The sequence below is a fragment of the Pseudomonas mucidolens genome, assembly GCF_900106045.1.
In the GTDB taxonomy this organism is placed as follows: Bacteria; Pseudomonadota; Gammaproteobacteria; order Pseudomonadales; family Pseudomonadaceae; genus Aquipseudomonas; species Aquipseudomonas mucidolens.
Map to the genome: position 1 here is coordinate 3238033 of NZ_LT629802.1, position 24089 is coordinate 3262121.

Annotated in this window: 23 protein-coding genes; 13 read left to right on the forward strand and 10 right to left on the reverse strand. The window is 59.3% G+C overall.

The genetic code is table 11. The features are described from left to right. Positions 1-22: 22 nt before the first annotated feature. Together BLU75_RS14890 and BLU75_RS14895 are read left to right on the forward strand one after the other, a co-directional pair. The gene (locus tag BLU75_RS14890) at positions 23-1015 is read left to right on the forward strand and encodes a serine O-acetyltransferase (RefSeq protein ID WP_084378910.1); all 993 of its coding nucleotides are present in this window, start codon (positions 23-25) and stop codon (positions 1013-1015) included. Between the two features lie 2 nt (positions 1016-1017). Next, positions 1018-1746 (forward strand): alanyl-tRNA editing protein, encoded by a 729-nt coding sequence (locus tag BLU75_RS14895; RefSeq protein ID WP_084378911.1) that lies wholly within the window; start codon positions 1018-1020, stop codon positions 1744-1746. A 256-nt stretch (positions 1747-2002) separates the two neighbouring features. Here BLU75_RS14895 and prpD read toward each other — a convergent pair whose 3' ends face one another. From prpD to BLU75_RS14925, 6 genes are all read right to left on the reverse strand, one after another. Continuing rightward, positions 2003-3487 (reverse strand): 2-methylcitrate dehydratase, encoded by a 1485-nt coding sequence (gene prpD / locus BLU75_RS14900; RefSeq protein WP_084378912.1) that lies wholly within the window; start codon positions 3485-3487, stop codon positions 2003-2005. A 110-nt stretch (positions 3488-3597) separates the two neighbouring features. Continuing rightward, the gene (gene prpF, locus BLU75_RS14905; protein ID WP_084378913.1) at positions 3598-4788 is read right to left on the reverse strand and encodes a 2-methylaconitate cis-trans isomerase PrpF; all 1191 of its coding nucleotides are present in this window, start codon (positions 4786-4788) and stop codon (positions 3598-3600) included. Between the two features lie 50 nt (positions 4789-4838). Further along, a complete protein-coding gene (acnD, locus tag BLU75_RS14910) occupies positions 4839-7433 on the reverse strand; it encodes a Fe/S-dependent 2-methylisocitrate dehydratase AcnD (protein WP_084378914.1) in 2595 nt (864 codons plus the stop codon). Between the two features lie 143 nt (positions 7434-7576). Then, a complete protein-coding gene (prpC, locus tag BLU75_RS14915) occupies positions 7577-8704 on the reverse strand; it encodes a bifunctional 2-methylcitrate synthase/citrate synthase (RefSeq protein WP_084378915.1) in 1128 nt (375 codons plus the stop codon). Between the two features lie 191 nt (positions 8705-8895). Beyond that, a complete protein-coding gene (prpB, locus tag BLU75_RS14920; RefSeq protein WP_084378916.1) occupies positions 8896-9789 on the reverse strand; it encodes a methylisocitrate lyase in 894 nt (297 codons plus the stop codon). Beyond that, positions 9786-10508, reverse strand: a complete 723-nt coding sequence (locus BLU75_RS14925) for a GntR family transcriptional regulator (protein WP_084378917.1) — start codon at positions 10506-10508, stop codon at positions 9786-9788. Before BLU75_RS14925 ends, prpB begins: the two co-directional genes overlap by 4 nt. A gap of 272 nt (positions 10509-10780) precedes the next feature. Here BLU75_RS14925 and rloA point away from each other — a divergent pair, with 272 nt between their 5' ends. The 6 genes from rloA (at position 10781) to BLU75_RS14955 (ending at position 16214) form a co-directional block, all read left to right on the forward strand. Next, positions 10781-11317: a retropepsin-like aspartic peptidase RloA gene (gene rloA / locus BLU75_RS14930; RefSeq protein ID WP_084378918.1), complete on the forward strand. Its 537-nt coding sequence runs from the start codon at positions 10781-10783 to the stop codon at positions 11315-11317. A gap of 5 nt (positions 11318-11322) precedes the next feature. After that, a complete protein-coding gene (rloB, locus tag BLU75_RS14935) occupies positions 11323-12855 on the forward strand; it encodes an osmotic stress tolerance membrane protein RloB (RefSeq protein WP_090221492.1) in 1533 nt (510 codons plus the stop codon). After that, positions 12855-13841, forward strand: a complete 987-nt coding sequence (locus BLU75_RS14940) for an alpha-L-glutamate ligase-like protein (protein ID WP_084378920.1) — start codon at positions 12855-12857, stop codon at positions 13839-13841. Before rloB ends, BLU75_RS14940 begins: the two co-directional genes overlap by 1 nt. A 102-nt stretch (positions 13842-13943) precedes the next feature. After that, positions 13944-15287 carry an aminodeoxychorismate synthase component I gene (gene pabB / locus BLU75_RS14945; protein ID WP_084378921.1) on the forward strand — a complete coding sequence of 448 codons (1344 nt, stop codon included), beginning with the start codon at positions 13944-13946 and terminating at the stop codon, positions 15285-15287. 268 nt (positions 15288-15555) lie between these two features. Continuing rightward, positions 15556-15858 (forward strand): type II toxin-antitoxin system HigB family toxin, encoded by a 303-nt coding sequence (locus tag BLU75_RS14950; protein ID WP_090221493.1) that lies wholly within the window; start codon positions 15556-15558, stop codon positions 15856-15858. Then, entirely contained in the window at positions 15858-16214 is a 357-nt protein-coding gene (locus tag BLU75_RS14955; protein ID WP_084378923.1) for a helix-turn-helix domain-containing protein, read from the forward strand. Before BLU75_RS14950 ends, BLU75_RS14955 begins: the two co-directional genes overlap by 1 nt. 54 nt (positions 16215-16268) lie before the next feature. Here the strand turns inward: BLU75_RS14955 and thrH are convergent, their stop codons facing one another. Next, positions 16269-16886 (reverse strand): bifunctional phosphoserine phosphatase/homoserine phosphotransferase ThrH, encoded by a 618-nt coding sequence (thrH, locus tag BLU75_RS14960; protein WP_084378924.1) that lies wholly within the window; start codon positions 16884-16886, stop codon positions 16269-16271. A gap of 153 nt (positions 16887-17039) precedes the next feature. On the opposite strand from thrH, the gene BLU75_RS14965 reads away from it, so the two are divergent. The 3 genes from BLU75_RS14965 (at position 17040) to BLU75_RS14975 (ending at position 20474) form a co-directional block, all read left to right on the forward strand. After that, the gene (locus tag BLU75_RS14965) at positions 17040-17774 is read left to right on the forward strand and encodes a phosphoadenylyl-sulfate reductase (protein WP_084378925.1); all 735 of its coding nucleotides are present in this window, start codon (positions 17040-17042) and stop codon (positions 17772-17774) included. 420 nt (positions 17775-18194) lie between these two features. Continuing rightward, the gene (locus tag BLU75_RS14970; RefSeq protein WP_084378926.1) at positions 18195-19721 is read left to right on the forward strand and encodes an NCS1 family nucleobase:cation symporter-1; all 1527 of its coding nucleotides are present in this window, start codon (positions 18195-18197) and stop codon (positions 19719-19721) included. Positions 19722-19745: 24 nt separating this feature from the next. Further along, a complete protein-coding gene (locus BLU75_RS14975; RefSeq protein ID WP_084378927.1) occupies positions 19746-20474 on the forward strand; it encodes an aspartate/glutamate racemase family protein in 729 nt (242 codons plus the stop codon). A gap of 41 nt (positions 20475-20515) precedes the next feature. Here BLU75_RS14975 and BLU75_RS14980 read toward each other — a convergent pair whose 3' ends face one another. Continuing rightward, on the reverse strand, positions 20516-20980 hold the full coding sequence (locus BLU75_RS14980; RefSeq protein WP_084378928.1) for an anti-virulence regulator CigR family protein: 465 nt from the start codon (positions 20978-20980) through the stop codon (positions 20516-20518). Positions 20981-21063: 83 nt separating this feature from the next. Then, positions 21064-21987 carry a LysR family transcriptional regulator gene (locus BLU75_RS14985; RefSeq protein WP_084378929.1) on the reverse strand — a complete coding sequence of 308 codons (924 nt, stop codon included), beginning with the start codon at positions 21985-21987 and terminating at the stop codon, positions 21064-21066. Positions 21988-22114: 127 nt separating this feature from the next. Between BLU75_RS14985 and BLU75_RS14990 the strand changes: the two genes are divergently transcribed. Continuing rightward, positions 22115-22861: a 3-oxoacyl-ACP reductase family protein gene (locus BLU75_RS14990; RefSeq protein ID WP_084378993.1), complete on the forward strand. Its 747-nt coding sequence runs from the start codon at positions 22115-22117 to the stop codon at positions 22859-22861. 47 nt (positions 22862-22908) lie between these two features. On the opposite strand, the gene BLU75_RS14995 is transcribed toward BLU75_RS14990, so the two are convergent. Continuing rightward, positions 22909-23598 (reverse strand): HAD-IA family hydrolase, encoded by a 690-nt coding sequence (locus BLU75_RS14995; protein ID WP_084378930.1) that lies wholly within the window; start codon positions 23596-23598, stop codon positions 22909-22911. Positions 23599-23713: 115 nt separating this feature from the next. Between BLU75_RS14995 and BLU75_RS15000 the strand changes: the two genes are divergently transcribed. Then, entirely contained in the window at positions 23714-24079 is a 366-nt protein-coding gene (locus tag BLU75_RS15000; RefSeq protein WP_084378931.1) for a DUF2784 domain-containing protein, read from the forward strand. Positions 24080-24089: the final 10 nt, after the last annotated feature.

Here is a 24089-nt window from a genome sequence, read left to right on the forward strand (position 1 = left end):
GCCACTTGCGGGAGTGCCTTCCATGGGAGGCTTTATCGACATGCAACATCTGCACGAGGAGTTGCTGACGCACCTCATCAAGACCCTCACGCCGGCGCAGATACAACCGTTGCAGGTACACCTGGCCCCGCTGATTCAGGAAGCGGCGCAGGATATCGCAGAGGATTTGATCGCCTATGCCTACCGCGACCCGGCGTCCCGTGGACGTGGCGGACTGATCCTCGAGTCCTACGCCTCGTTCAAGGCGGTGCTGTACTACCGACTGGCACATCGGGTGTGGAACCTCTGCGCCCCGTCCAACGGAATTTTTACCAGCATCGCACTGACACTGAGCAATCAAGGCAAGCTTCTGTCAGGCGCCGAAATTCACCCCGCGGCGCGAATCGGTCGGCGTTTTGTGCTGGATCACGGCTACGGCACGGTGATCGGCGAAACCTGCGAGATCGGCAATGACTGCTACATCCTGTGCGGCGTAACCCTGGGCGCCCGGGGGATCGCCAATAACCCCGACGGCAAGCGCCATCCACGCCTGGGCAACAATGTCGAAGTCGGCGCCGGCGCCAGAGTGCTCGGTTATGTACTGATCGGCGACAACGTGTTTATCAGTCCATCCTGCGTGATCACCCAGGACGTACCGGCGGGCACCAAGGTCAAGGTGGTCAACCAGATCCAACTGCAAAAAAACGATGAATCGGATCACAGCAACTACCTCGGCGCCTTCGCCATGGATGAGCGGCTGCACGTGGTCGGTGAGATCCACACCAGCCACCGGGTCACGGTGCTGGATGCTGACTTCCACCCATTGCCGGGGCTGATGCTCGAGCCGACGGTGAAGGACCGCCACCACTTGCAATTTCGCCTGCACCGCGTCGAGTCGGGCGACCACCTGCCGCGCCTGCCGCTGAACCTGAAGGTCTGCGGCCCCGAGTTTGAAATCACCCTGCTCTCTCCTCCTGGCTTGAGTGCAATGGTGCGCCATCTGCTGCAAGCCAGCCCATTGATAGTCGGAGGTTGAACATGTCCGTGCACACCATGGAAACCCTGGCGCTGTTCGACAGCGCGCCCTACCAGAACGCTTTCAGCGCCCGGGTGATTGCCGTCAGCGAACAGGGCATTGCCCTGGAACACACGCTGTTCTACCCCACCGGCGGCGGTCAACCGGGCGACACCGGGTACCTTACCCTGCCCGACGACACACGGATCAATGTGACCGGAACGGTTCGCGATCCCGTGCTGCGCTCGATCATCTGGCATCAGGTGGAACACTGCCCCACGCAACTGAGTGCGGGCGTGCAGGTGGACGCCAGCCTGGACTGGGAACGGCGTTACCAGCACATGAAAATGCACACCTGCCTGCACCTGCTGTGCTCGATCATCGACGCTCCCGTCACCGGTTGCAGCATCAGTGCCGACAAGGGCCGACTGGATTTCGACCTGCCGGAAATGACCCTCGACAAGGACAGCATCACCCGCGATCTCAATGCACTGATTGAGCAAGCCCATGAAGTCAGGTCCTTATCGATGCCAGCGTCGGAGTACTCCACCTTGCTGCAGATCACCCGCACCCAGGCGGTGGCGCCGCCGGTGATCCAAGGCGCGGTCCGCGTGATTGAAATTGCCGGTATCGACATCCAGCCGTGTGGCGGCACCCATGTGATCAACACCGAGGAAATCGGCCGGGTGTTCTGCGAGAAGATCGAGAAGAAGAGCAAACACAACCGCAGGGTGATCCTGCGGTTCGAGTGATTGCTCAGCCTGAGTCGAGTTGAGTGCACATACCGCGACCAGAACTTCCCCCTGTGGCGAGGGGGCTTATCCTAACGCCGTTGCTAAGTTTTTTGTAGGAGCGAGCTTGCTCGCGAAGAACTCAAAGACGCCACGTTTATTCAGGAAACACGCGTTATCGTTGACGTTTTTCGCGAGCAAGCTCGCTCCTACAAATACCTTAGCTGAACGGTATTAGGGCTTCCCCCCTCACCACATTAGGGCATGCCGAGCGGGGTCAGATCACGAACAGGTCGACAAAGCGGTTCACCGGCGTCGCCTCCAACCGTGCCTGATCTTTGCACAACGCAAAAATCTCGGCGCTACGCTGGGCGGTGAAGCGGGTGGCGAGATTGGCCCTGAATTTGTCTTCCAGCAATGGAATGCCTTCTGCCCGACGCCGACGATGACCAATCGGGTACTCCACCGCCACGTGCTCGGTGCAGGTGCCATCCTTGAAAAAAACTTGCACGGCGTTGGCAATCGAGCGTTTGTCGGCTTCCAGGTATTCCCGGCTATAACGCGGTTCTTCGACGATTTCCATCTTGCCGCGCAACTCATCGATGATCGGATGAGCGGCGTGGAATTCATCCTCGTAGTGCTCGGCCACCAGATTTCCAAACGCCAGGGGCACGGCGGTCATGTACTGCAGGCAGTGATCGCGGTCGGCGGCGTTGGCCAATTGGCCGACCTTGGAGATGATGCGAATAGCCGATTCGTGGGTGGTGATGACGATTCGTTGAATCTCATGCAGACGATTTTTAACCTGCGGATGCAAGGCCACGGCGGCCTCGCACGCCGTCTGTGCATGAAACTCGGCCGGGAAACTGATCTTGAACAGCACGTTTTCCATCACATACGTGCCGTAGGGCTGGGACACGCTAAACACCCGCTGATCCTCGGGTTTGAGGGCCAGATCCTTGTTGGTATGACTGAACAGCACGTCATAGAAGCCCCACTGCGCTGCGCTCAACACACCGGGAATTCCCATCTCGCCGCGCATGGCAATGTCCGCCAGGCGCACACCCCGACTCGACGCGTCTCCCGCGGCCCAAGACTTGCGCGACCCGGCGTTCGGCGCGTGACGATAAGTGCGCAACGCCTGGCCGTCGACAAATGCCTGGGACAGGGCCGCCAGCAATTGCTCGCGGTTGGCGCCCATCAGCTTCGCAGTGACCGCGGTGCTGGCGACTTTCACCAGCAACACATGGTCGAGGCCGACACGGTTGAAGGCGTTTTCCAGGGCGATCACCCCTTGAATCTCATGGGCCATGATCATTGCGTCGAGCACGTCGCGTACGGTCAGTGGAGCATCACCATTGGCCACGCGTTTTTGCGACAGATGATCCGCGACCGCCAGGATGCCGCCGAGGTTATCGGACGGATGTCCCCATTCGGCGGCAAGCCAGGTGTCGTTGTAGTCGAGCCAGCGCACGATGCAACCGATATCCCACGCGGCCTTGACCGGGTCCAGCCGAAACGAGGTCCCCGGAACCCGAGCACCGAATGGCACCACCGTACCTTCGACGATAGGCCCCAGGTGCTTGGTGCATTCGGGAAAGCGCAATGCCAGCAGGCCACAGCCGAGCGTGTCCATCAGACAGTTACGGGCGGTGTCGAGGGCATCGCGGGATTCGGTACTGAACGTCAGCACGTAGTCGGCGATGTCCTGCAGAACCTGGTCATAGTCGGGGCGGTTATTCTGGTCGACGTTGCTGGTCATGGCGGTACTCCGGAGTGGGTGGATGGTTTCCCTCGGGGTCACGGTATTTTTGAGAGCAGATCTTGGGTGTCTGCTAGGTGATGTTTTAGTCGTTGGATCGCTGCTTCAAGTTAAAAAGCATCTCCCGGCACACGCACAAACCCTTCCATCAGCACCCGCGCACTGCGGCTCATAATGGCTTTTTTGACGACCCATTCACCGTTGACCTGGCTCGCTTCTGCCCCCACGCGCAAGGTGCCCGAAGGATGCCCGAAGCGCACCGCGTTGCGCTCCACAGCGCCCGCAGCCAGATTCACCAGCGTCCCGGAAATCGCCGCCGCGGTACCAATCGCCACCGCCGCCGTTCCCATCATCGCGTGGTGCAACTTGCCCATCGACAGTGCCCGCACCAGCAGGTCAATATCTGCAGCCTTGATCGCCTTGCCGCTGGACGCCACGTAATCCGCAGGCCGCGCCACAAATGCGAGTTTTGGCGTGTGCTGGCGCTGGGCGGCTTGATCCAGATGCTCGATCAGCCCCATGCGCAGCGCGCCGTGGGCGCGGATAGTTTCAAACATCGCCAAGGCTTTCGGATCGCTATTAATCGCGCCTTGCAGCTCGGTGCCGGTGTAGCCGAGCGCTTCAGCGTTGAGGAAAATCGTCGGAATGCCTGCGTTGATCAACGTCGCCTTGAAGGTGCCAACACCGGGCACTTCCAGGTCGTCGATCAGGTTGCCGGTGGGGAACATCGAGCCACCGCCACCCTCTTCTTCCGCTGCCGGGTCCATGAATTCAAGCTGCACCTCGGCCGCCGGAAACGTCACACCGTCCAGCTCGAAGTCGCCGGTTTCCTGAACCGCGCCGTCCGAGATCGGCACGTGAGCAATGATGGTCTTGCCGATGTTTGCCTGCCAGACCCGCACCACGGCCACGCCGTTGCGGGGAATACGCGCGGTATCCACCAGGCCGCTGCTGACGGCAAAGGAGCCGACTGCCGCCGACAGGTTGCCGCAGTTGCCGCTCCAATCGACAAAGGGTTTGTCGATGGAGACCTGGCCGAACAAGTAATCCACGTCGTGATCGGCGCGGGTGCTTTTGGCCAGGATCACGGTTTTGCTGGTGCTCGATGTCGCGCCGCCCATGCCATCGATTTGTTTATCGTAGGGATCCGGGCTGCCAATCACGCGCAGCAACAAGGCATCGCGCGCGGCGCCTGGAACCTGGGCCGACTCAGGCAGATCCTTGAGGCTGAAAAACACCCCTTTGCTGGTGCCGCCACGCATGTAAGTGGCGGGAATCTTGATTTGCGGTACGTGTGCCATGGTTGTCCTCGTCAGGCGCAGGGGAACTGAAATCCCCTGCGCCGGTTATGTCAGGCAGTCGCCGTCGACTCCAGGAAGTCCTGGGCAAAACGCTGCAACACGCCGCCCGCCTCATAGATCGAGACTTCTTCGGCGGTGTCGAGGCGGCAGGTCACCGGCACCTCGACTCGTTCGCCGTGCTTGCGATGGATCACCAACGTCAACGTTGCTCGCGGGGTCCGCTCGCCGATCACGTCATAGGTTTCACTGCCGTCGATCTGCAACGTCTTGCGGTCGGTACCCGGCAGGAACTCCAGGGGCAACACGCCCATGCCCACCAGGTTGGTGCGGTGAATGCGCTCGAAGCCTTCGGCGGCAATCGCTTCCACACCGGCCAGGCGTACGCCCTTGGCGGCCCAGTCGCGAGACGAGCCCTGACCGTAATCGGCGCCGGCGATGATGATCAACGGCTGCTTGCGCTGCATATAGGTTTCGATGGCTTCCCACATCCGCGTGACCTGGCCTTCCGGCTCGATCCGCGCCAGCGAACCCTGCTTGACCTTACCGTTCTCGAGCACCATTTCGTTGAACAGCTTGGGGTTGGCAAAGGTCGCGCGCTGCGCCGTCAAATGGTCGCCGCGATGGGTCGCATACGAGTTGAAGTCAACTTCCGGCAAGCCCATTTTCGCCAGGTACTCACCGGCGGCACTGTCGAGCATGATCGCGTTGGACGGCGACAAGTGGTCAGTGGTGATGTTGTCCGGCAGTACCGCCAGCGGGCGCATGCCCTTGAGCGGACGCGCGCCGGCCAAGGCGCCTTCCCAGTACGGCGGACGCCGGATATAGGTGCTCTGGGGACGCCAGTCGTACAGCGGTGCGACTTTCGGACCGGTGTCTTCATGGATGGCGAACATCGGGATGTAGACCTGGCGGAACTGCTCTGGCTTGACCGCCGCCTTGACCACGGCGTCGATTTCCTCGTCACCCGGCCAGATGTCTTGCAGGCGGATCTCGTTGCCGTCGGCATCCAGGCCCAGCACATCCTTCTCGATATCGAAGCGGATAGTGCCGGCAATTGCATAAGCCACCACCAGCGGTGGCGAAGCGAGGAATGCCTGCTTGGCATACGGGTGAATGCGCCCGTCGAAATTGCGGTTCCCGGAGAGTACGGCGGTGGCGTACAAGTCACGCTCGATGATCTCTTGCTGGATCACCGGATCCAGCGCGCCGGACATGCCGTTGCAGGTGGTGCAGGCAAACGCCACCACGCCAAAACCGAGCTTCTCCAACTCATGGTCCAGACCGGCCTCCTCCAGATACATCGCCACGGTTTTCGAGCCGGGCGCGAGGGACGATTTGACCCATGGTTTACGAACCAGGCCCAGCTTGTTGGCGTTGCGCGCCAGCAGGCCAGCGGCGATCACGTTGCGCGGGTTGCTGGTGTTGGTGCAACTGGTGATGGCGGCGATGATGACCGCGCCATCGGGCATTTGCCCCGGCACTTCGTGCCATTGCCCGGAGATGCCTCTGGCCGCCAGGTCGCTGGTGGCGACGCGGGCGTGCGGGTTGCTCGGGCCCGCCATGTTGCGCACCACGCTCGACAGATCGAAGCTCAAGCCACGCTCGTATTGTGCGCCCTTGAGATCATCGGCCCACAGGCCGGTTTGTCGGGCGTACTGCTCGACCAATGCGACTTGTTCGTCTTCACGCCCGGTGAGCTTGAGGTAGGCGATGGTTTGCGGATCAATGTAGAACATCGCCGCCGTGGCGCCATATTCCGGCGCCATGTTGGAAATGGTCGCTCGGTCGCCCAAGGTCAATGCCGAGGCACCTTCCCCAAAGAACTCCAGCCAGGCGCCGACGACTTTCTGTTGACGCAGGAACTCGGTCAGCGCCAGCACCATGTCGGTGGCCGTGATGCCTGGTTGCAACTTACCGGTCAACTCGACACCGACGCTCTCCGGCAGGCGCATCCACGAGGCGCGACCCAGCATTACGCTTTCGGCTTCCAGGCCACCGACGCCGATGGCGATCACGCCCAGCGCATCGACATGCGGGGTGTGACTGTCGGTGCCGACGCAGGTATCGGGGAAGGCTACGCCGTCACGCACCTGGATCACCGGAGACATTTTCTCCAGGTTGATCTGGTGCATGATGCCGTTGCCCGGTGGGATCACATCAACGTTCTTGAAGGCCTTTTTGGTCCACTCGATAAAGTGAAAACGGTCTTCGTTGCGGCGGTCTTCAATGGCGCGGTTTTTCTCGAAGGCGTCCGGGTCGGCACCACCGGCCTCGACGGCCAGGGAATGGTCGACGATCAGTTGCGTCGGCACCACCGGGTTGACCTGGGCCGGGTCGCCGCCCTGCAGGGCGATGGCATCGCGCAGGCCGGCGAGGTCCACCAGCGCGGTCTGGCCGAGAATGTCATGACACACCACGCGCGCCGGGAACCAAGGAAAATCGAGGTCACGCTTACGCTCGATCAACTGACCCAAAGAAGCCTTGAGCGTCGCCGGGTCGCAGCGTCGCACGAGGTTTTCCGCCAATACGCGAGAGGTGTACGGCAAGGTAGCGTAGGCACCGGGCGTGATTGCATCGACAGCCTCACGGGCGTCGTAGTAATCCAGGCGGCTGCCGGGTAGCGGTTTGCGGTATTCAGTGTTCATCGTCTGGACTCGGTCACGGTGGTTACAAAAGGCAGAACCGACGCAGCTCCTGTGCTGGATTTCCAATCCAAATGTGGGAGCGGGTTTGCCCGCTCCCACATTTTTGCTCGGGTTTCCAATCAAAGGATCGCCGGTCCCCCCATTCAGCGTCGCTCGATTGGCACGAACTTGCGCTGATCAACGCCGGTGTACTCGGCGCTTGGACGGATGATGCGGTTATTGGCGCGCTGCTCGAAAACGTGGGCCGCCCAGCCCGTCAGGCGCGAGCAGACGAAAATCGGCGTGAACAGCTTGGTCGGGATACCCATGAAGTGGTACGCCGAAGCATGGTAGAAGTCGGCGTTGGGGAAGAGTTTCTTCTGTTCCCACATGGTCTTGTCGATGGCTTCGGAAACCGGGAACAACACAGTGTCGCCCACTTCATCCGCAAGTTTTTTCGACCAGCCCTTGATCACTTCATTGCGCGGATCGTTGTCCTTATAGATCGCGTGGCCGAAGCCCATGATCTTGTCCTTGCGCGCCAGCATGCCAAGGGTGCCCTCGACAGCTTCCTCGGCCGAGGAGAAACGCTCGATCATTTCCATCGCCGCTTCGTTGGCCCCGCCGTGCAGCGGACCGCGCAGCGAACCAATGGCGGCGGTGACGCAGGAGTACAGATCCGACAGGGTCGAGGCACAGACACGCGCCGTGAAGGTCGAAGCATTGAATTCGTGCTCGGCGTAGAGGATCAGCGAGACGTTCATCACCTTGACGTGCAACTCGCTCGGTTTCTTGCCATGCAACAGGTGCAGGAAGTGACCGCCGATGGACGACTCGTCGGTGACGCAGTCGATGCGCTGGCCGTCGTGGCTGAAGCGATACCAGTAGCACATGATCGCCGGAAAGGCGGCCAGCAGGCGGTCAGTGATGTCACGCTGGGCGCTGAAGTCTTGCTCCGGCTCGATATTGCCCAGGAACGAACAACCGGTACGCATCACGTCCATCGGATGGGCATCGGCGGGAATGCGCTCAAGCACCTCTTTCAAGGCGTGTGGCAAATCCCGCAGCGTCGCCAGTTTGGCCGTGTAGGCGGCCAGTTCGGCCTTGTTCGGCAGTTCACCGTACAACAGCAGGTAGGCGACCTCTTCAAACTGCGCATCGGCGGCCAGTTCACGCACATCGTAGCCACGGTAAGTCAGCCCGGCGCCCGCCTGGCCCACGGTGGACAGGGCGGTCTGCCCGGCAACCTGGCCACGCAGGCCGGCGCCACTCAGTACTTTTGCTTCAGCCATGTTCTTCTCCAATTTTATATTTATCAGGGAGGCGTGCTCACAACACACAACCGGGTGCAGGAGCGAGGGGGGTGCCTAGCCCTTGCTCGCGAAAAACTTCAGGGCGCCCTGTGCATTCAGGTCGAGCGCGTTATCGTTGACGGTCTTCGCGGGCAAGCCCGCTCCTACAGGTAAAGGTGTTCGCAATGCCTTTACTTCTTGGCGGCAAACAGCGCGTCAAGTTTCTGCTCGAAGGTGTGGTAGTCGATGCGATCGTAAAGCTCCATGCGGGTTTGCATGGTGTCGATCACGTTCTGCTGGGTACCGTCGCGACGGATCGCGGTGTAGACGTTTTCCGCTGCCTTGTTCATCGCGCGAAAAGCCGACAGCGGGTACAACACCAGTGAAACATCGGCAGATTTCAACTGTTCGACGGTGTACAGCGGCGTCGCGCCGAATTCAGTGATGTTGGCAAGGATCGGCGCTTTCACGCGGGCGGCGAACAATTTGTACATGTCCAATTCGGTGATGGCTTCCGGGAACACCATGTCGGCACCGGCTTCGATGCAGGCCGCGGCGCGCTCCAGCGCAGACTCCAGACCTTCGACGGCCAGCGCGTCGGTGCGCGCCATGATCACAAAACTGTCGTCGGTGCGTGCATCCACCGCGGCCTTGATGCGGTCGACCATTTCCTGCTGGGACACGATCTCTTTATTTGGACGATGACCACAGCGCTTGGCACCCACCTGGTCCTCGATATGGAGCGCGGCGGCACCGAATTTGATCATCGATTTGACCGTACGCGCCACGTTGAAGGCCGAGGAACCGAAACCGGTGTCCACGTCTACCAACAGCGGCAAATCGCACACGTCAGTGATACGGCGCACGTCGGTCAGTACATCGTCGAGGCCGGTGATGCCCAGGTCGGGTACGCCGAGGGAGCCGGCAGCCACGCCGCCACCGGACAGATAGATCGCCTTGAAGCCGGCTCGCTTGGCCAGCAAGGCATGATTGGCGTTGATTGCGCCAACCACTTGCAGAGGCTGTTCACTGGCGACGGCATCGCGAAAACGCTGGCCTGGTGTGCTGTTGTTATGGGAACTCATGACTCACCTCGTGGAGTGGCTGTCTGGGGGGCGCCGTCCTGAAAATGGCGGGCGATATTGCGTTTGGAGGCGCCGATATGACGGCGCATCAACAACTCGGCCAGTTCACCGTCGCGATCGGCAATCGCGTCAAGAATGCGGTGATGCTCGGCAAAGGCCTGGCGTGGACGATTGGGGGTGGCGGAGAACTGGATGCGGTACATGCGCACCAACTGATACAGCTCGCCGCACAACATTTGAGCCAGGGTGCGATTGCGCGCACCTTGAATGATCCGGTAATGGAAATCGAAGTCGCCCTCCTGCTGGTAGTAACCGACCCCGGCCTGGAACGCCGCATCACGCTCGTGGGTGTGCAGCACTTGGCGCAACTCTTCGATTTCTTCGCAAGTCATGCGCTCGGCCGCCAGACGGCACGCCATGCCTTCGAGGGATTCGCGGATCTCGTAGAGTTCTACCAGTTCCGCCTCGCTCAGGGACACCACCCGGGCGCCCACATGGGGCACGCGCACCAGCAGGCGCTGGCCTTCCAAGCGGTGGATCGCCTCACGCAGCGGCCCGCGGCTGATACCGTAGGTGCGCGCCAGTTCCGGCTCGGAGATCTTGCTGCCAGGCGCGATCTCGCCCTTGACGATGGCGGCCTGGATACGGCGGAAGACGTTCTCGGACATGGTTTGGGAATCGTCCGACCCCACCACCGAATTTTCCAGCTGACCCAGCATATTGTCGACACCTTTAAAAGCGATGCCGCAAAAACTAGCCAATCAGCCCAAAATAGTCAAAGAATAAATGCGCATTGTCGACAATCGTCTAATAACGGCTGTTATATGCCTAAACGTTATGGCCGGCTGCCAGCGCTGGCGCCAGAAAACCTTCATGCTAGAATGCCCGTCGCATTTGCCTGACATCCATTGATGAAAAGGCGCACGAGGGAGCTTGCGCAGTAATGCCAGTCGCCTTGACCTAAACATCGCACTGCACCGCCTCAGGATTTATGAGACTCAAGCCCTTCCCCCTAATGCTTTGCCTACTCTGTGTACCGGGCCTTGGCGTCGCCGCCGAGAAGACCGTGTATGGCCTCAATGAATACGCCAAACTGGCGGGCATTGACCTGGAAGTCGCCGCCAAACTCGATACCGGCGCCAAGACGGCGTCCCTGAGTGCCCGAGACATCAAGCGCTTCAAGCGCAACGGTGAATCCTGGGTCCGCTTCTACCTGGCCATCGACACCGCTCACTCACACCCCATCGAACGTCCCCTGGCACGCGTCAGCAAGATCAAGCGCCGCGCCGGGGATTACGACCCTGATGAGGACAAAAACTACACCGCCCGTCCGGTTATCGCCCTGAACATCTGCATGGGCACCGCTTTACGCAGCATCGAAGTGAACCTGACTGACCGCAGCGCCTTCCAATACCCGCTGCTGATCGGCTCCGAAGCCTTGAAACGCTTTGATGCGCTGGTCGACCCCAGCCTTAAATACGCAGCGGGCAAACCTGCCTGTGCCACCGACGCTCATACCGCCGAGTAATTCCAATGCGCCCTCTTACGATACACCTGAAGATTCTGATCGCCATCCTGGTGGTACTGGGTATTTCGATCACGGCCTATCAGATTTTCGTCCTGGGGATCCCGGTGACGGAAGACGCCACTGACGACCTGTGGAACATCGATGCCAAGGTCGAATTCGTCGCCAACGCCAAGGACCCGGTGAAAATCCAGATGTTCGTGCCACCCTTGAGCACCGACTTCGTCAGCCTCAACGAGAGTTTCATTTCCAACAACTATGGCGTGAGCGTCAATCGTATCGACGGCAACCGCAGGGTCACCTGGTCCGCCCGGCGCGCCCAGGGTAAACAGACGCTCTACTACCGCCTGGTACTGACCAAGCGCTATGTCGGTGATAAAACCAAGGTCAAGGGCCCGACCTTTCGCGACAGCATTGCCGTGGAAGGCCCGGAAAAAGTGGCTGCCGAAGCCTTGCTCGCGCCAATCCGCCAGCACTCGGCGGACGTCGAAACCTTTATCAGCGAAGCCATCAAGCGCACCAACAACCTCAATGACGACAATGTAAAGCTGCTGCTGGCGGGTGACCCATCGACGCCGAACAAGGCAAGGACCATCGAGCTGCTGCTGTCTATCGCCCACGTCCCGGTGGAAAAGGTCCACACCCTGCGCTTGGCCGCCGACTTGCCGCAAACCCCGGAACTGTGGCTGCGCAGTTTTAATGGCAACGAATGGCTGTACTTCAACCCGGAGACCGGCCAACAGGGCCTGCCTTCCGATCGCCTGCTGTGGTGGACTGGCGATGAAAACCTGATCTCGGTCGACGGCGGCAAAAAGGCCACGGTGACGTTCAGCCTGAACAACAGCGAAATGAACGCCATTCGCCTGGCCAAGCTGACGGACGAAAACACTGACGCCAACTTCCTCGAATACTCGCTCTACGGCCTGCCGCTGCAAACTCAGCAAACCTTCATGATCATGGTGATGATCCCGATCGGCGTGCTGGTGATCCTGATCCTGCGCAACCTGATCGGCCTGCAGACCTTGGGCACCTTTACGCCGGTATTGATCGCCCTGGCATTCCGCGAAACGCAGTTGGGCTTCGGCATCGTGCTGTTTACGGTGATTACCGCGCTCGGTTTATCCCTCAGGTCCTACCTTGAGCATTTGAAATTGCAGATGCTGCCAAGACTTTCGGTGGTGCTGACCTTTGTCGTGGTGCTGATCGCGGCCATCAGCCTGTTCAGCCATAAACTGGGGTTGGAACGCGGCTTGTCGGTGGCGCTGTTCCCGATGGTGATTCTGACCATGACCATCGAACGCCTGTCCATTACCTGGGAAGAACGTGGCGGCGGTCATGCCATGAAAGTGGCGATCGGTACGCTGTTCGCGGCCACCCTGGCCCACCTGATCATGAGCGTGCCAGAGCTGATCTACTTCGTGTTCACCTTCCCGGCGATCCTGTTGATTCTGGTGGGTTTCATGCTGGCAATGGGTCGCTATCGCGGCTATCGCCTGACCGAACTGGTACGTTTCAAAGCCTTCCTCAAGGCTGATTCGTAATGTTCGGGTTCTGGAAAACCTGGAAAGCCCTGCAGGCACGCGGAATCATGGGCATCAATCGGCGTAATGCCGACTACGCGCTCAAGTACAACAAGCGCAGCCTGTATCCGATTGTCGATGACAAGATCATCACCAAGGAACGGGCCATCGCCGCCGGCATCCATGTGCCGGAAATGTACGGAGTCATTTCCACCGAGAAGGAAATCGACAAGCTCGACGAGATCATCGGCGGACGCAGCGACTTCGTGATCAAGCCGGCCCAGGGCGCCGGTGGTGACGGCATCCTGGTGATTGCCGACCGTTTCGAAGGGCGCTATCGCACAGTCTCCGGCAAGATCATCAGCCACGAAGAAATCGAACATCAGATTTCCAGCATCCTCACCGGCCTGTATTCCCTGGGCGGCCACCGTGACCGTGCACTGATCGAATACCGCGTGGTTCCCGACCAGATCTTCAAAAGCATCAGCTATGAAGGCGTGCCGGACATCCGCATCATCGTGCTGATGGGCTACCCGGTGATGGCTATGTTGCGTCTGCCTACCCGGCAGTCGGGCGGCAAGGCCAACCTGCACCAAGGCGCGATCGGCGTCGGTGTGGACCTGGCCACCGGCCTGACCTTGCGGGGCACCTGGCTGAACAACATCATCACCAAGCACCCGGACACCACCAACGCGGTCGATGGCGTGCAGTTGCCCAACTGGGACGGTTTCATGAAGCTCGCCGCCAGTTGCTATGAACTGTGCGGCCTGGGTTATATCGGCGTGGACATGGTGCTGGACCAGGAGAAAGGCCCGCTGATCCTGGAACTGAATGCCCGACCGGGGCTGAATATCCAGATCGCCAACGACTGTGGCCTGACCTTGCGTACCCACGCGGTGGAGGCGCGGCTGGAAGCGTTGAAGGCGGCCGGCGTGACCGAAACGGCAGACGAGCGCGTGAAGTTTACCCAAGAAATGTTTGGTCATATTCCTCCTGTGGAGGGTTGAAGCGGCAAGCTACAAGCGGCAAACAAGGCCAACGTGCCTACGCTTGTAGCGTGTAGCTTGTATCTGCTCTAATCCCTCTCTTCGATGGCTGAACCGCCCCGCATGTCGACCTGTTCCGTTCACCCGCTGCCCTACCGGGCAGACCCGGCCGAATACTTCACGGCCATTCGCCATGCGCCCGGCGCGGTGCTGTTGGACAGCGGCCGACCCACTGCTGAGCGTGGCCGTTATGACGTGCTCAGCGCCTGGCCGGAGGCAACGCTGACAGTGTGGCCGGGTGAAAGCGGCAGCGATTTTCTGCAACGGTTGCGGGAGAACCTCGCACGACTCGGTGAAGCCGTGCTGCCGGCACCTTATGAACTGCCATTTGCCGGTGGCCTGATCGGTTACCTGAGCTACGATTTCGGCCGGCACCTGGAACAACTGCCGCAGCAGGCGGTGGACGACCTGCGTCTGCCCGACGCGCGTTTTGGCCTGTACGCCTGGGCGTTGATCAGCGATCACCACACCCGGACCAGCCAACTGGTGTTTCATCCGAAACTGCCGGAAAGCGAACGGCAACGCCTGATGACGCTGTTCAACCAGCCGAGGCCAAGTCTGCCCGCCCACTTCACACTGCACAGCCGTATGCACCCGGACCTGAGCGTCGAAGCCTATGAGCAGGCCATTGCGCGTATTCAGGACTACATCCAGGCGGGTGACTGCTATCAAGTCAACTTCGCCCAACGCTTTCGCGCTGCGTGCAGTGGTGATCCATGGGCGGCTTATTGCGCCCTGCGTGCGGCCTGCCCGACACCCTTTTCCGGCTTCCAGAGCCTGCCGGACGATGGCGCGGTGTTGAGCCTGTCGCCAGAACGTTTTGTCAAAATCAGCCAGCGTCAAGTGGAAACCCGACCGATCAAAGGCACCCGCCCCCGCGGACAGACCGCCGATGACGACGCCGCCAACGCCGCCGAACTCCTGGCCAGCCCCAAGGATCGCGCGGAAAACTTGATGATTGTCGACCTGCTGCGCAACGATCTCGGCCGCACTTGCCGCACCGGCTCGGTCAAGGTGCCGGAATTGTTCAGCCTCGAAAGCTATCCAAACGTGCACCATTTGGTCAGTAGTGTCACGGGTGAACTGGCGGACGACAAAGACGCGCTCGACCTGATCGCCGGCAGCTTCCCCGGCGGTTCGATCACCGGCGCCCCGAAAATTCGCGCCATGCAGATCATCGATGAACTGGAACCGACCCGGCGCGGCTTATATTGCGGCTCGTTGCTGTACCTCGACGTACGCGGCGAAATGGACAGCTCCATCGCCATTCGCAGTTTGCTGGTCAAGGACGGGCAGATCAGTTGCTGGGGCGGCGGCGGGATCGTCGCTGATTCTGAATGGCACGCGGAGTACCAGGAGTCGCTGACCAAAGTGCGGGTGTTGCTACAGACGTTAGAAGGCCTGTAGGACCAGGCGTCAACAGCGTATTCGCCTCGCTGAAAAGCCCTGAATCAGAACGTGGGTGGACTCTGTACGAGCTGGCGGATAGCGTCCAGTTCCACTATTGCGCCCAGCTGTTTGTGAGGAATCACATGGAGCGACCGCTTGCTGTTCTGCCCGTTTTATCACCCGTGTCATGCGCGCCGGGTTCTTTAGCAATCGCCTACATGATGTTTCCGAGATTGCATTCTTTGACGGCCCGGCCTAGCATCTCCCAAATTGGGAGGTTGTCACGATGCGCGTAATCGCACGGGCCACCTTACGGGTGCTCTGGGAAAGTCACCCGGCCTATGCCAACGCTGAAATACCGTTGATTGAATGGTATCGCCACATGCAGAAAACTTGTTATCTCACGCCCCAGGAGCTCAAGACCGAGCTACGAACGGCCAGCATCCTTAAAGGCGGGAGAGTGGTATTCAACGTGGGCGGTAATAAATATCGGGTGATCATGGCAATCGATTACCCAAGACAATTGGGCTTCATTCGATTCGTGGGAACTCACGCCCAGTACGATCAGATCAACGCGGAGACCGTGTGATGGACATTAAACCCATTCGTACCCCTGAGGATCTGGCCGCTACGCTTGCGCGCGTGGAGCAGCTCTGGGGCGCACCCATTGGTTCTATAGAGGGCGATGAGCTGGAAATCCTCGCCCTCTTGATTGAGAAGTACGAAGAACAGCACTTCCCGATGCCACCTTCCGATCCGGTTGAGGCAATCAGGTTTCGCATGGAACAGCTGGGTTTGACTGCACGGGATCTGGAGCCGTTTATCGGTACCAGCGGGCGGGTTTCAGAGGTGCTGAACCACAAGCGCAAGCTGAGCCTGCCAATGATCAAGCGGTTGCATGAAGGTTTACGCATTCCTTACGAGCGATTGCTTGCGGACGTTTAACACAACTGTGTGACGGCCAGCCCGCAAGGGAGCCGTCCTGGACCACACCGGTGATTACAGACTCAACGACCGGTTCGACGCCTTGATGAATTCCTGCTTCAACGCCTCAAAGGTATGCACCGCCGGGAATTGTGGAAACTCGCGAATCACGTTTTCCGGAGCATGGAACAAAATCCCTCGGTCCGCTTCACCCAGCATGGTGGTGTCGTTGTAGGAATCGCCGGCGGCAATCACGCGGTAGTACAGGCTCTTGAAGGCCAACACGGACTGGCGCTTGGGGTCTTTCTGGCGCAACTGATAGCTCACCACCCGGTCGCTCTCGTCGGTAATCAAGCGATGGCACAGCAAGGTCGGGAAACCCAGCTGACGCATCAATGGCTGGGAGAACTCATAGAAGGTGTCCGACAGAATCACCACCTGGAAGCGCTCGCGCAGCCAGTTGACGAACTCGACAGCGCCGTCCAGCGGCGTCAGGGTGGAAATCACTTCCTGGATATCCGCGAGCTTGAGGCCGTGCTCGTCGAGAATCCGCAGACGTTGTTGCATCAGCACGTCGTAGTCGGGAATGTCCCGGGTGGTGGCCCGCAGGGATTCAATCCCGGTTTTTTCGGCAAAGGCGATCCAGATTTCCGGAACCAGCACTCCTTCCAGGTCGAGACAGGCAATTTCCACAAGACACTCCTATTCGTATTATTCAAGTTGAGCGAGCCAAAGGACTGCCGAACTCTAGCGATTCACGCCGCCCGCCGCAACGCAGAGCGGATTTTGTTACCATCGCTCTCCTATAGAGCGCTCAGCGCCACTGACCTGTAGGAAACCGTCCTGATGAACCAAGCCTTTGACGTCGTCGAACTCGCCACGAGCTATGCCAACAAGTCCGCCCAGGACATTCTCAAACTGGCGTTCAGCCAGTTCGGCGATGATCTATGGATCTCATTCAGCGGTGCCGAGGACGTGGTGTTGGTGGACATGGCCTGGAAGCTGAACAAAAACGTCAAGGTGTTCAGCCTCGACACCGGCCGCCTGCACCCGGAAACCTACCGGTTCATCGAGCAAGTGCGCGATTTCTACAAGATCGATATCGAGTTGATCTCGCCGGACCAGAGCAAACTGGAACCCTTCGTCAAGGAAAAAGGCCTGTTCAGTTTCTACAAGGACGGCCACGGCGAATGCTGCGGCCTGCGCAAGATCGAACCGCTGCGGCGCAAACTGTCAGGCGTCAGCGCCTGGGCCACCGGCCAACGTCGCGACCAGAGCCCAGGTACCCGCAGCCAGGTAGCCGCACTGGAAATCGATACGGCATTCTCGACTCCGGAACGCACCTTGTACAAGTTCAACCCGCTGTCGCAAATGACCAGCGAAGAAATCTGGGGCTACATCCGCATGCTGGAGTTGCCGTACAACAGCCTGCATGAACGTGGATTTATCAGCATCGGCTGCGAACCGTGCACCCGTCCTGTCTTGCCCAACCAGCATGAGCGTGAAGGTCGTTGGTGGTGGGAAGAGGCAACCCAGAAAGAGTGTGGGTTGCATGCGGGGAACATCATCAGCAAAGCTTGAGATTCGAGTTGGCATAAAACGTGGGAGCAGATTGCTCCCATTTTTTTGCCTCGGTGAAAAACGTGTACACATAAATGTCACCAACAGTGCCATTTTTGTGTGCAATTATAAAAATTATGCACCGAAAAGTTACACCTTCTCAGTCCTAACTTCCCACAACAACACCAGCCAACTTCTTACAGAAAAATAAATACCTGTTCAAACGGTCAACTTATAATTATTTAAATTCAGCTAGTTATTATCATCACCTACAAAAACGAAATTAGCCGTGCTTTTGATAGACAAAAACATGGCACACATGTGGCTTAAGGAGTTCAAGTCTTTGTATACAATTTTACAAACAACCTACATACACTTTGCATCTGCACGCTGACCGCGCCTGACCCGCGCATTCGCCGCAGATGCCAGGAGCCTGCCGGAATGCGTACAAGCCTCTCGAACAATATCGCACTGGATCCGCCCTCCTTCTCCTCGTTCGCGGACGCCAGTCCCGGTCCGTTGGTGCTCAGTCCACGTCTGCACAACAAGGACCTGGCGCCCACCAAAGTAGAAGGCCGCCGCTGGGGGCGTTACAGCATCTTTGCCTTGTGGACCAACGACGTACACAACATCGCCAACTATTCCTTCGCCATCGGGTTGTACGCCATGGGACTGGGCGGCTGGCAAATCCTGCTGTCCCTGGGGATCGGCGCGGCGCTGGTTTATTTCTTCATGAACTTGTCAGGGTATATGGGGCAGAAAACCGGGGTACCGTTTCCGGTGATCAGCCGGATAAGTTTCGGTATTCATGGCGCGCAGATTCCGGCGCTGATTCGGGCAGTGATCGCCATTGCCTGGTTCGGAATTCAGACCTACCTAGCGTCGGTCGTATTCCGCGTCTTATTGACGGCGATTCATCCAGGATTTGCCGACTATGACCACAACTCGATCCTCGGCCTGTCAACCCTGGGCTGGGCGTGTTTTGTAATGATCTGGTTTGTGCAACTGGTGATTCTGGCGTACGGCATGGAGATGGTGCGGCGTTATGAAGGCTTCGCCGGCCCGGTAATTCTGTTGACGGTCGCGGCACTGGCCGGCTGGATGTACTTCCAGGCCAGCGGCAACATCGCCTGGTCGACCCGTGAACCGCTGAGCGGTGGCGAGATGTGGCGCAATATCTTTGCCGGTGGCGCGCTATGGCTGGCCATCTACGGCACGCTGATCCTCAACTTTTGCGACTTCGCCCGCTCTTCACCGTGCCGCAAAACCATCAAGGTCGGTAACTTCTGGGGCCTGCCGGTGAATATCCTGGTGTTCGCCATCATTACCGTATTGCTGTGCGGCGGACAGTTCCAGCTCAATGGCCAGGTGATCGAGAGCCCCACCGAAATCATCGCGGCCATCCCCAATACGTTCTTCCTGGTGCTGGGCTGCCTGGCCTTTCTGATCGTCACCGTGGCCGTGAACATCATGGCCAATTTCGTCGCCCCGGCCTTTGTGCTGAGCAACCTGGCGCCCAAGTACCTGAACTTCCGCCGCGCAGGGTTGATCAGCGCATTTGTCGCGGTGCTGATCCTGCCTTGGAACCTCTACAACAGTCCGTTGGTGATCGTGTATTTCCTCTCCGGCCTGGGCGCGCTGCTGGGTCCACTGTATGGCGTGATCATGGTCGACTACTGGCTGATCCGTAAGAGTCAGGTGGATGTGCCGCAGCTGTATAGCGAAGATGCCAACGGCGTTTATTACTACAGCCGCGGGGTCAATTTGCGGGCAGTGGCGGCGTTTGTGCCTGCAGCGGTGATCGCCATTCTCCTGGCTTTGCTCCCTGGGTTTTCCAGTGTCTCACCGTTTTCCTGGCTGTTTGGAGCCAGCATCGCGGGGCTGCTGTACCTGATTATCGCCAAGCGCCAGCCGCACTACGCCGACGTCAGCGGCGAGAGCATCGCGGTTGATAACGTCAGCCATTAATTCCGACTGTATTAAGGACTCCTCATGCGCATCCTTGTCGTCAACGTCAATACCACTGAATCCATCACCCAAGCCATTGCCCAGCAGGCCCGCAGTGTCGCTGCAGCAGGCACCGAAATCGTCGGGCTGACCCCGTTCTTCGGCGCCGAATCGGTGGAAGGTAATTTCGAAAGTTATCTTGCGGCCATTGCGGTGATGGACCGGGTCATGGCTTACGAGCAACCGTTCGATGCGGTAATCCAGGCCGGTTATGGCGAACACGGTCGCGAAGGCCTGCAGGAGTTGCTGAACGTTCCGGTGGTGGACATCACTGATGCCGCCGCCAGCACCGCGATGTTTCTCGGCCACGCTTATTCGGTGGTCACTACCCTGGACCGCACCGTGCCGCTGATCGAGGATCGACTCAAGCTGTCCGGGCTGTATGCGCGTTGCGCCTCGGTGCGGGCCAGCGGCCTGGCGGTATTGGAACTGGAGGAAGATCCCAGGCGTGCCGTGGAAGCCATCGTGCGCCAGGCGGAACTCGCCGTGCGCGAAGACAAGGCCGAGGTGATTTGCCTGGGATGTGGTGGCATGGCCGGGCTTGACGAAGAGATTCGCCAACGTACCGGCGTGCCCGTGGTGGATGGCGTGACGGCGGCCGTGACCCTTGCCGAATCATTGGTGCGACTGGGCCTGTCGACCTCGAAAGTGAGAACCTATGCGACACCCCGGCCGAAGAAAGTGATCGGCTGGCCGGGCAAGTTCGGACGCTGAACGAGCGACACGGGAAGTCTCCCGCGTCGCATCGATGACACTCAGTTCAAAACATCATTCAGCACTTCATAAATGATCCCGGTGGCAAGAGTCACCAGGATCAGATCGGTACCCGCCTGCTGCCATTCGTAACCGTCGTAATGAGGCAAGCGCCCGAGCAAGCGCCCATCGAGCTTCTTGGCGATGCCAGGCGGCAGGGGTTTGCCACGGGCCAGGTTCTTCTGGATACCCGGCGGCAGGGACGAACCCCCACGCCAATAGTCACGATTATCACCGAGAATCACGCGGATCCCGCCGACATCAATCTGCGGCCCGCGGTAATGTGCCTCACCGCCCTGTTTACCGCCGCCCTGCCCTTGATTGCCCTGATTGCCGTGACCACCCTTGTTGCCGTGGAAACTGCCTTTGTCCTTGCCATTGCTGTTACCGGGATCGGCCAACAGCGCCGGAGAACCTGCGATCAACACCAGACTGGTAAACACTAATAATGCACGTGATTGGGTCATGATTCGTCTCTCAAGTCGCAAGCCCCATCGGCCTATATCAGCTTAGAACGCAAGTGAGCGAGAGGTTCAGGCAATGACAGCATTTAAACTGCGCTGAACCTCTGCGCCAGTTGCTGCCGGGCAAACTGCTCAATAATAAAATCGACAAATGCCCGGGTCTTTCCGGGTAGCAGTTTATGCTGTGCGTAATACAGCGAAATATTGCCATCGTCGACGTACCAGTCAGGCAGCACCCGTTGCAATTGATTGCGCTCAAGAAACGGTACAGCCATCGGCATACTTACCAGAGCAATGCCCAGCCCCTGGGTGCAGGCGCAGCAAGCAGCTTCGGAGTCCCCCATCGTCATGCGCGGCTTGAGCATCAAGGGACGCTGTTCGCGGGTCCGGCTGGTGAGCTGCCAGGAGCGTACGCGTCCGGTTTGCGGAGAACGAATCAAGATACCGTTGCAAAGCGCCAAGTCCTCGGGCTCCTGCACGGGACGGCGCTTGGTCAAGTAGTCCGCAGAGGCCACCAGAATCCGGTGTGCCGGGGCCAACTTACGCGCAACCACCCCCTGAGGCAGCTCGAAACCGCCACCGATGGCAGCGTCAAAGCCCTGGCCGATGAGGTCTACCTGGCGGTTATCAAAATGCCAATCGGGGCTGATATCGGGAAATCTGTTCAAAAAATCAGCCAACAGCGGCACCACATAACGGTTGCCGAACACAGTGCCCATACTCACCTTGAGCTTTCCCACGGGCCGACCTTCGGCGTTGGCCAGGTTAGCCACGGCATTTTGGATGGTGGTGAGACTGGCACTGACCTCTTCAAGAAACAACTTGCCGGCTTCCGTCAATGTAAGGCGCCGGGTACTGCGCTGAAACAACCGCACGCCAAGCCGCGATTCGAGCTTGGCAACACTTTTGCCGACCGCTGCTGGCGTCAGGCTAAGGTGCCGGGCCGCCTCGGCAAAGCTGCCGCCTTCCGCACTGCGCACGAAGCATTCGATACCTCCAAAGCTCTCCATAATGCCCCACTCTAAACTTTTGGTTTACATAGACTATAGCAATCTCGGTCTACCGAGGCGTCGCGACGAGGTCGATACTCGATCCCCCTACCAAGGCAACCCTGCCTTGAACGACTTGGAGATCGACATGACCACACCTACTCTCAGCGGTAAAGTTGCCTTGATTCAAGGCGGCTCTCGTGGCATCGGTGCCGCCATCGTTAAACGTCTGGCCGCACAAGGCGCAACCGTTGCATTTACTTACGTCAGCTCTGCCGCCAAGGCTGAAGCCTTGCAGAACAGCGTCATCAACGAGGGCGGCCAAGCCCTGGCGATTCAGGCCGACAGTGCCGATGCCAGCGCCATTCGCAACGCAGTCAGCGCGACTGTCAAGGCATTCGGGCGACTGGATATTCTGGTAAACAACGCGGGAGTACTGGCAGTCGGCCCGCTGGAAGACTTCAAACTGGAAGATTTTGACCAGACCCTGGCAATCAACGTGCGCAGCGTGTTTATCGCTACACAGGAAGCGGCCAGACATATGGGCGAAGGTGGTCGAATCATCAATATCGGCAGCACCAATGCCGAGCGCATGCCGTTTGCCGGGGGTGGCCCATATGCCATGAGCAAGTCGGCGCTGGTGGGTCTGACCAAAGGCCTGGCGCGGGACCTGGGGCCACGGGGAATCACCATCAATAACGTGCAACCAGGGCCGGTGGACACCGATATGAACCCAGCCAACGGGGAGTTTGCCGAGAGCCTGATTGCGCTGATGGCGATCGGTCGTTATGGCCAGGTCGAGGAAGTTGCCAGTTTCGTGGCTTATCTGGCAAGTCCGGAAGCCGGATATATCACCGGGGCGAGCTTGAGCATCGATGGCGGGTTCAGTGCCTGATCGACCCAGTAGATAACGGCTTGCCGGTACCTGCAGTTACCCCGTGATCAGCGCATGGGCGGCAAGCCATAAGCGGCCAGATCGACGTCCGCGAGTTTGCGGATGATCTGGTCAGCGTGGTGATACTTGCTGTCGGCCATGGCTTCATCGGGTACGGCAATAGCGGTCATATGCGCTGCTTTGGCGGCAGTCACGCCAAAGGGAGAATCCTCGAACACCAGGCAGTCCTCTGGCGCTACACCCAGGCGTCGCGCGGCGGTGAGGAAAATGTCCGGCGCCGGTTTGGCAGCGCCGACTTCCGGATCATCCGCCGTGACGATGGTGCCGAACAGGTCAAACCATTCGCGGTGCAACGTGGTTTTGTGAGCGAAGGAATTACGCGAAGAACTGGTGCCTACCGCAATCGGAATATTGTGCGCCTTCAAATGCCGCACCAACGCCTCGGCACCCGGCATGCCAAGGGCCTTGGGAAAGCGCTCGCTCATCAGCGGCTCGCGAATCTCCAGGAACTCGGCCGGCGTGATCGGCAAGTCCAGGGCCTTCACCACATAGTCAGCCAAGTCCTGGGCACCGCGACCAATGATGTGCTGCTTGATGCTCCAGTCGTAGGTACGACCGTAGCGTTCGGCAATGATTTGCGTGACTTCGGTGTAGATGCCTTCAGTGTCCAGCAACAACCCGTCCATATCAAAAATCACGGCCTTGATCGGGCCGACAGCAGTACGCGATGCACTCATCACAAAAGATCCGTGGCGAAGGACTAAAAGGATTCAGCACAATAACGGCCAGGCTTGCCTGCAAGCAACCCATTCTACCTTAGACTGGCTACCCATCCGCCCATGCGACCCCGACATGCTTTTTCGCATTGCTGCCGACAGCCTGGTGCTGTTTCACCTGTGTTTCATCCTGTTCGTGCTGTTCGGCGGCCTGCTCGCCCTGCGGTGGCGGCCAGTCGTCTGGCTGCACCTGCCCGCCGCGGCCTGGGGCATCGCAGTCGAGTTCTTCCATCTGCCTTGCCCACTGACGCGCTGGGAAAACCTGCTGCGCCACCTCGCCGGGCAGGAGGGTTATGGCGGCGGTTTTATCGAACACTACGTGCTTGCGCTGATTTACCCTGCCGGGCTGACGCCGCACATCCAGCTGGGCCTCGGTATGCTGGCATTACTGATCAACCTGGCGGTTTACGGGTGGATTATCCGGCGGTGGAAAAAAACCTAGCGCGCAACGG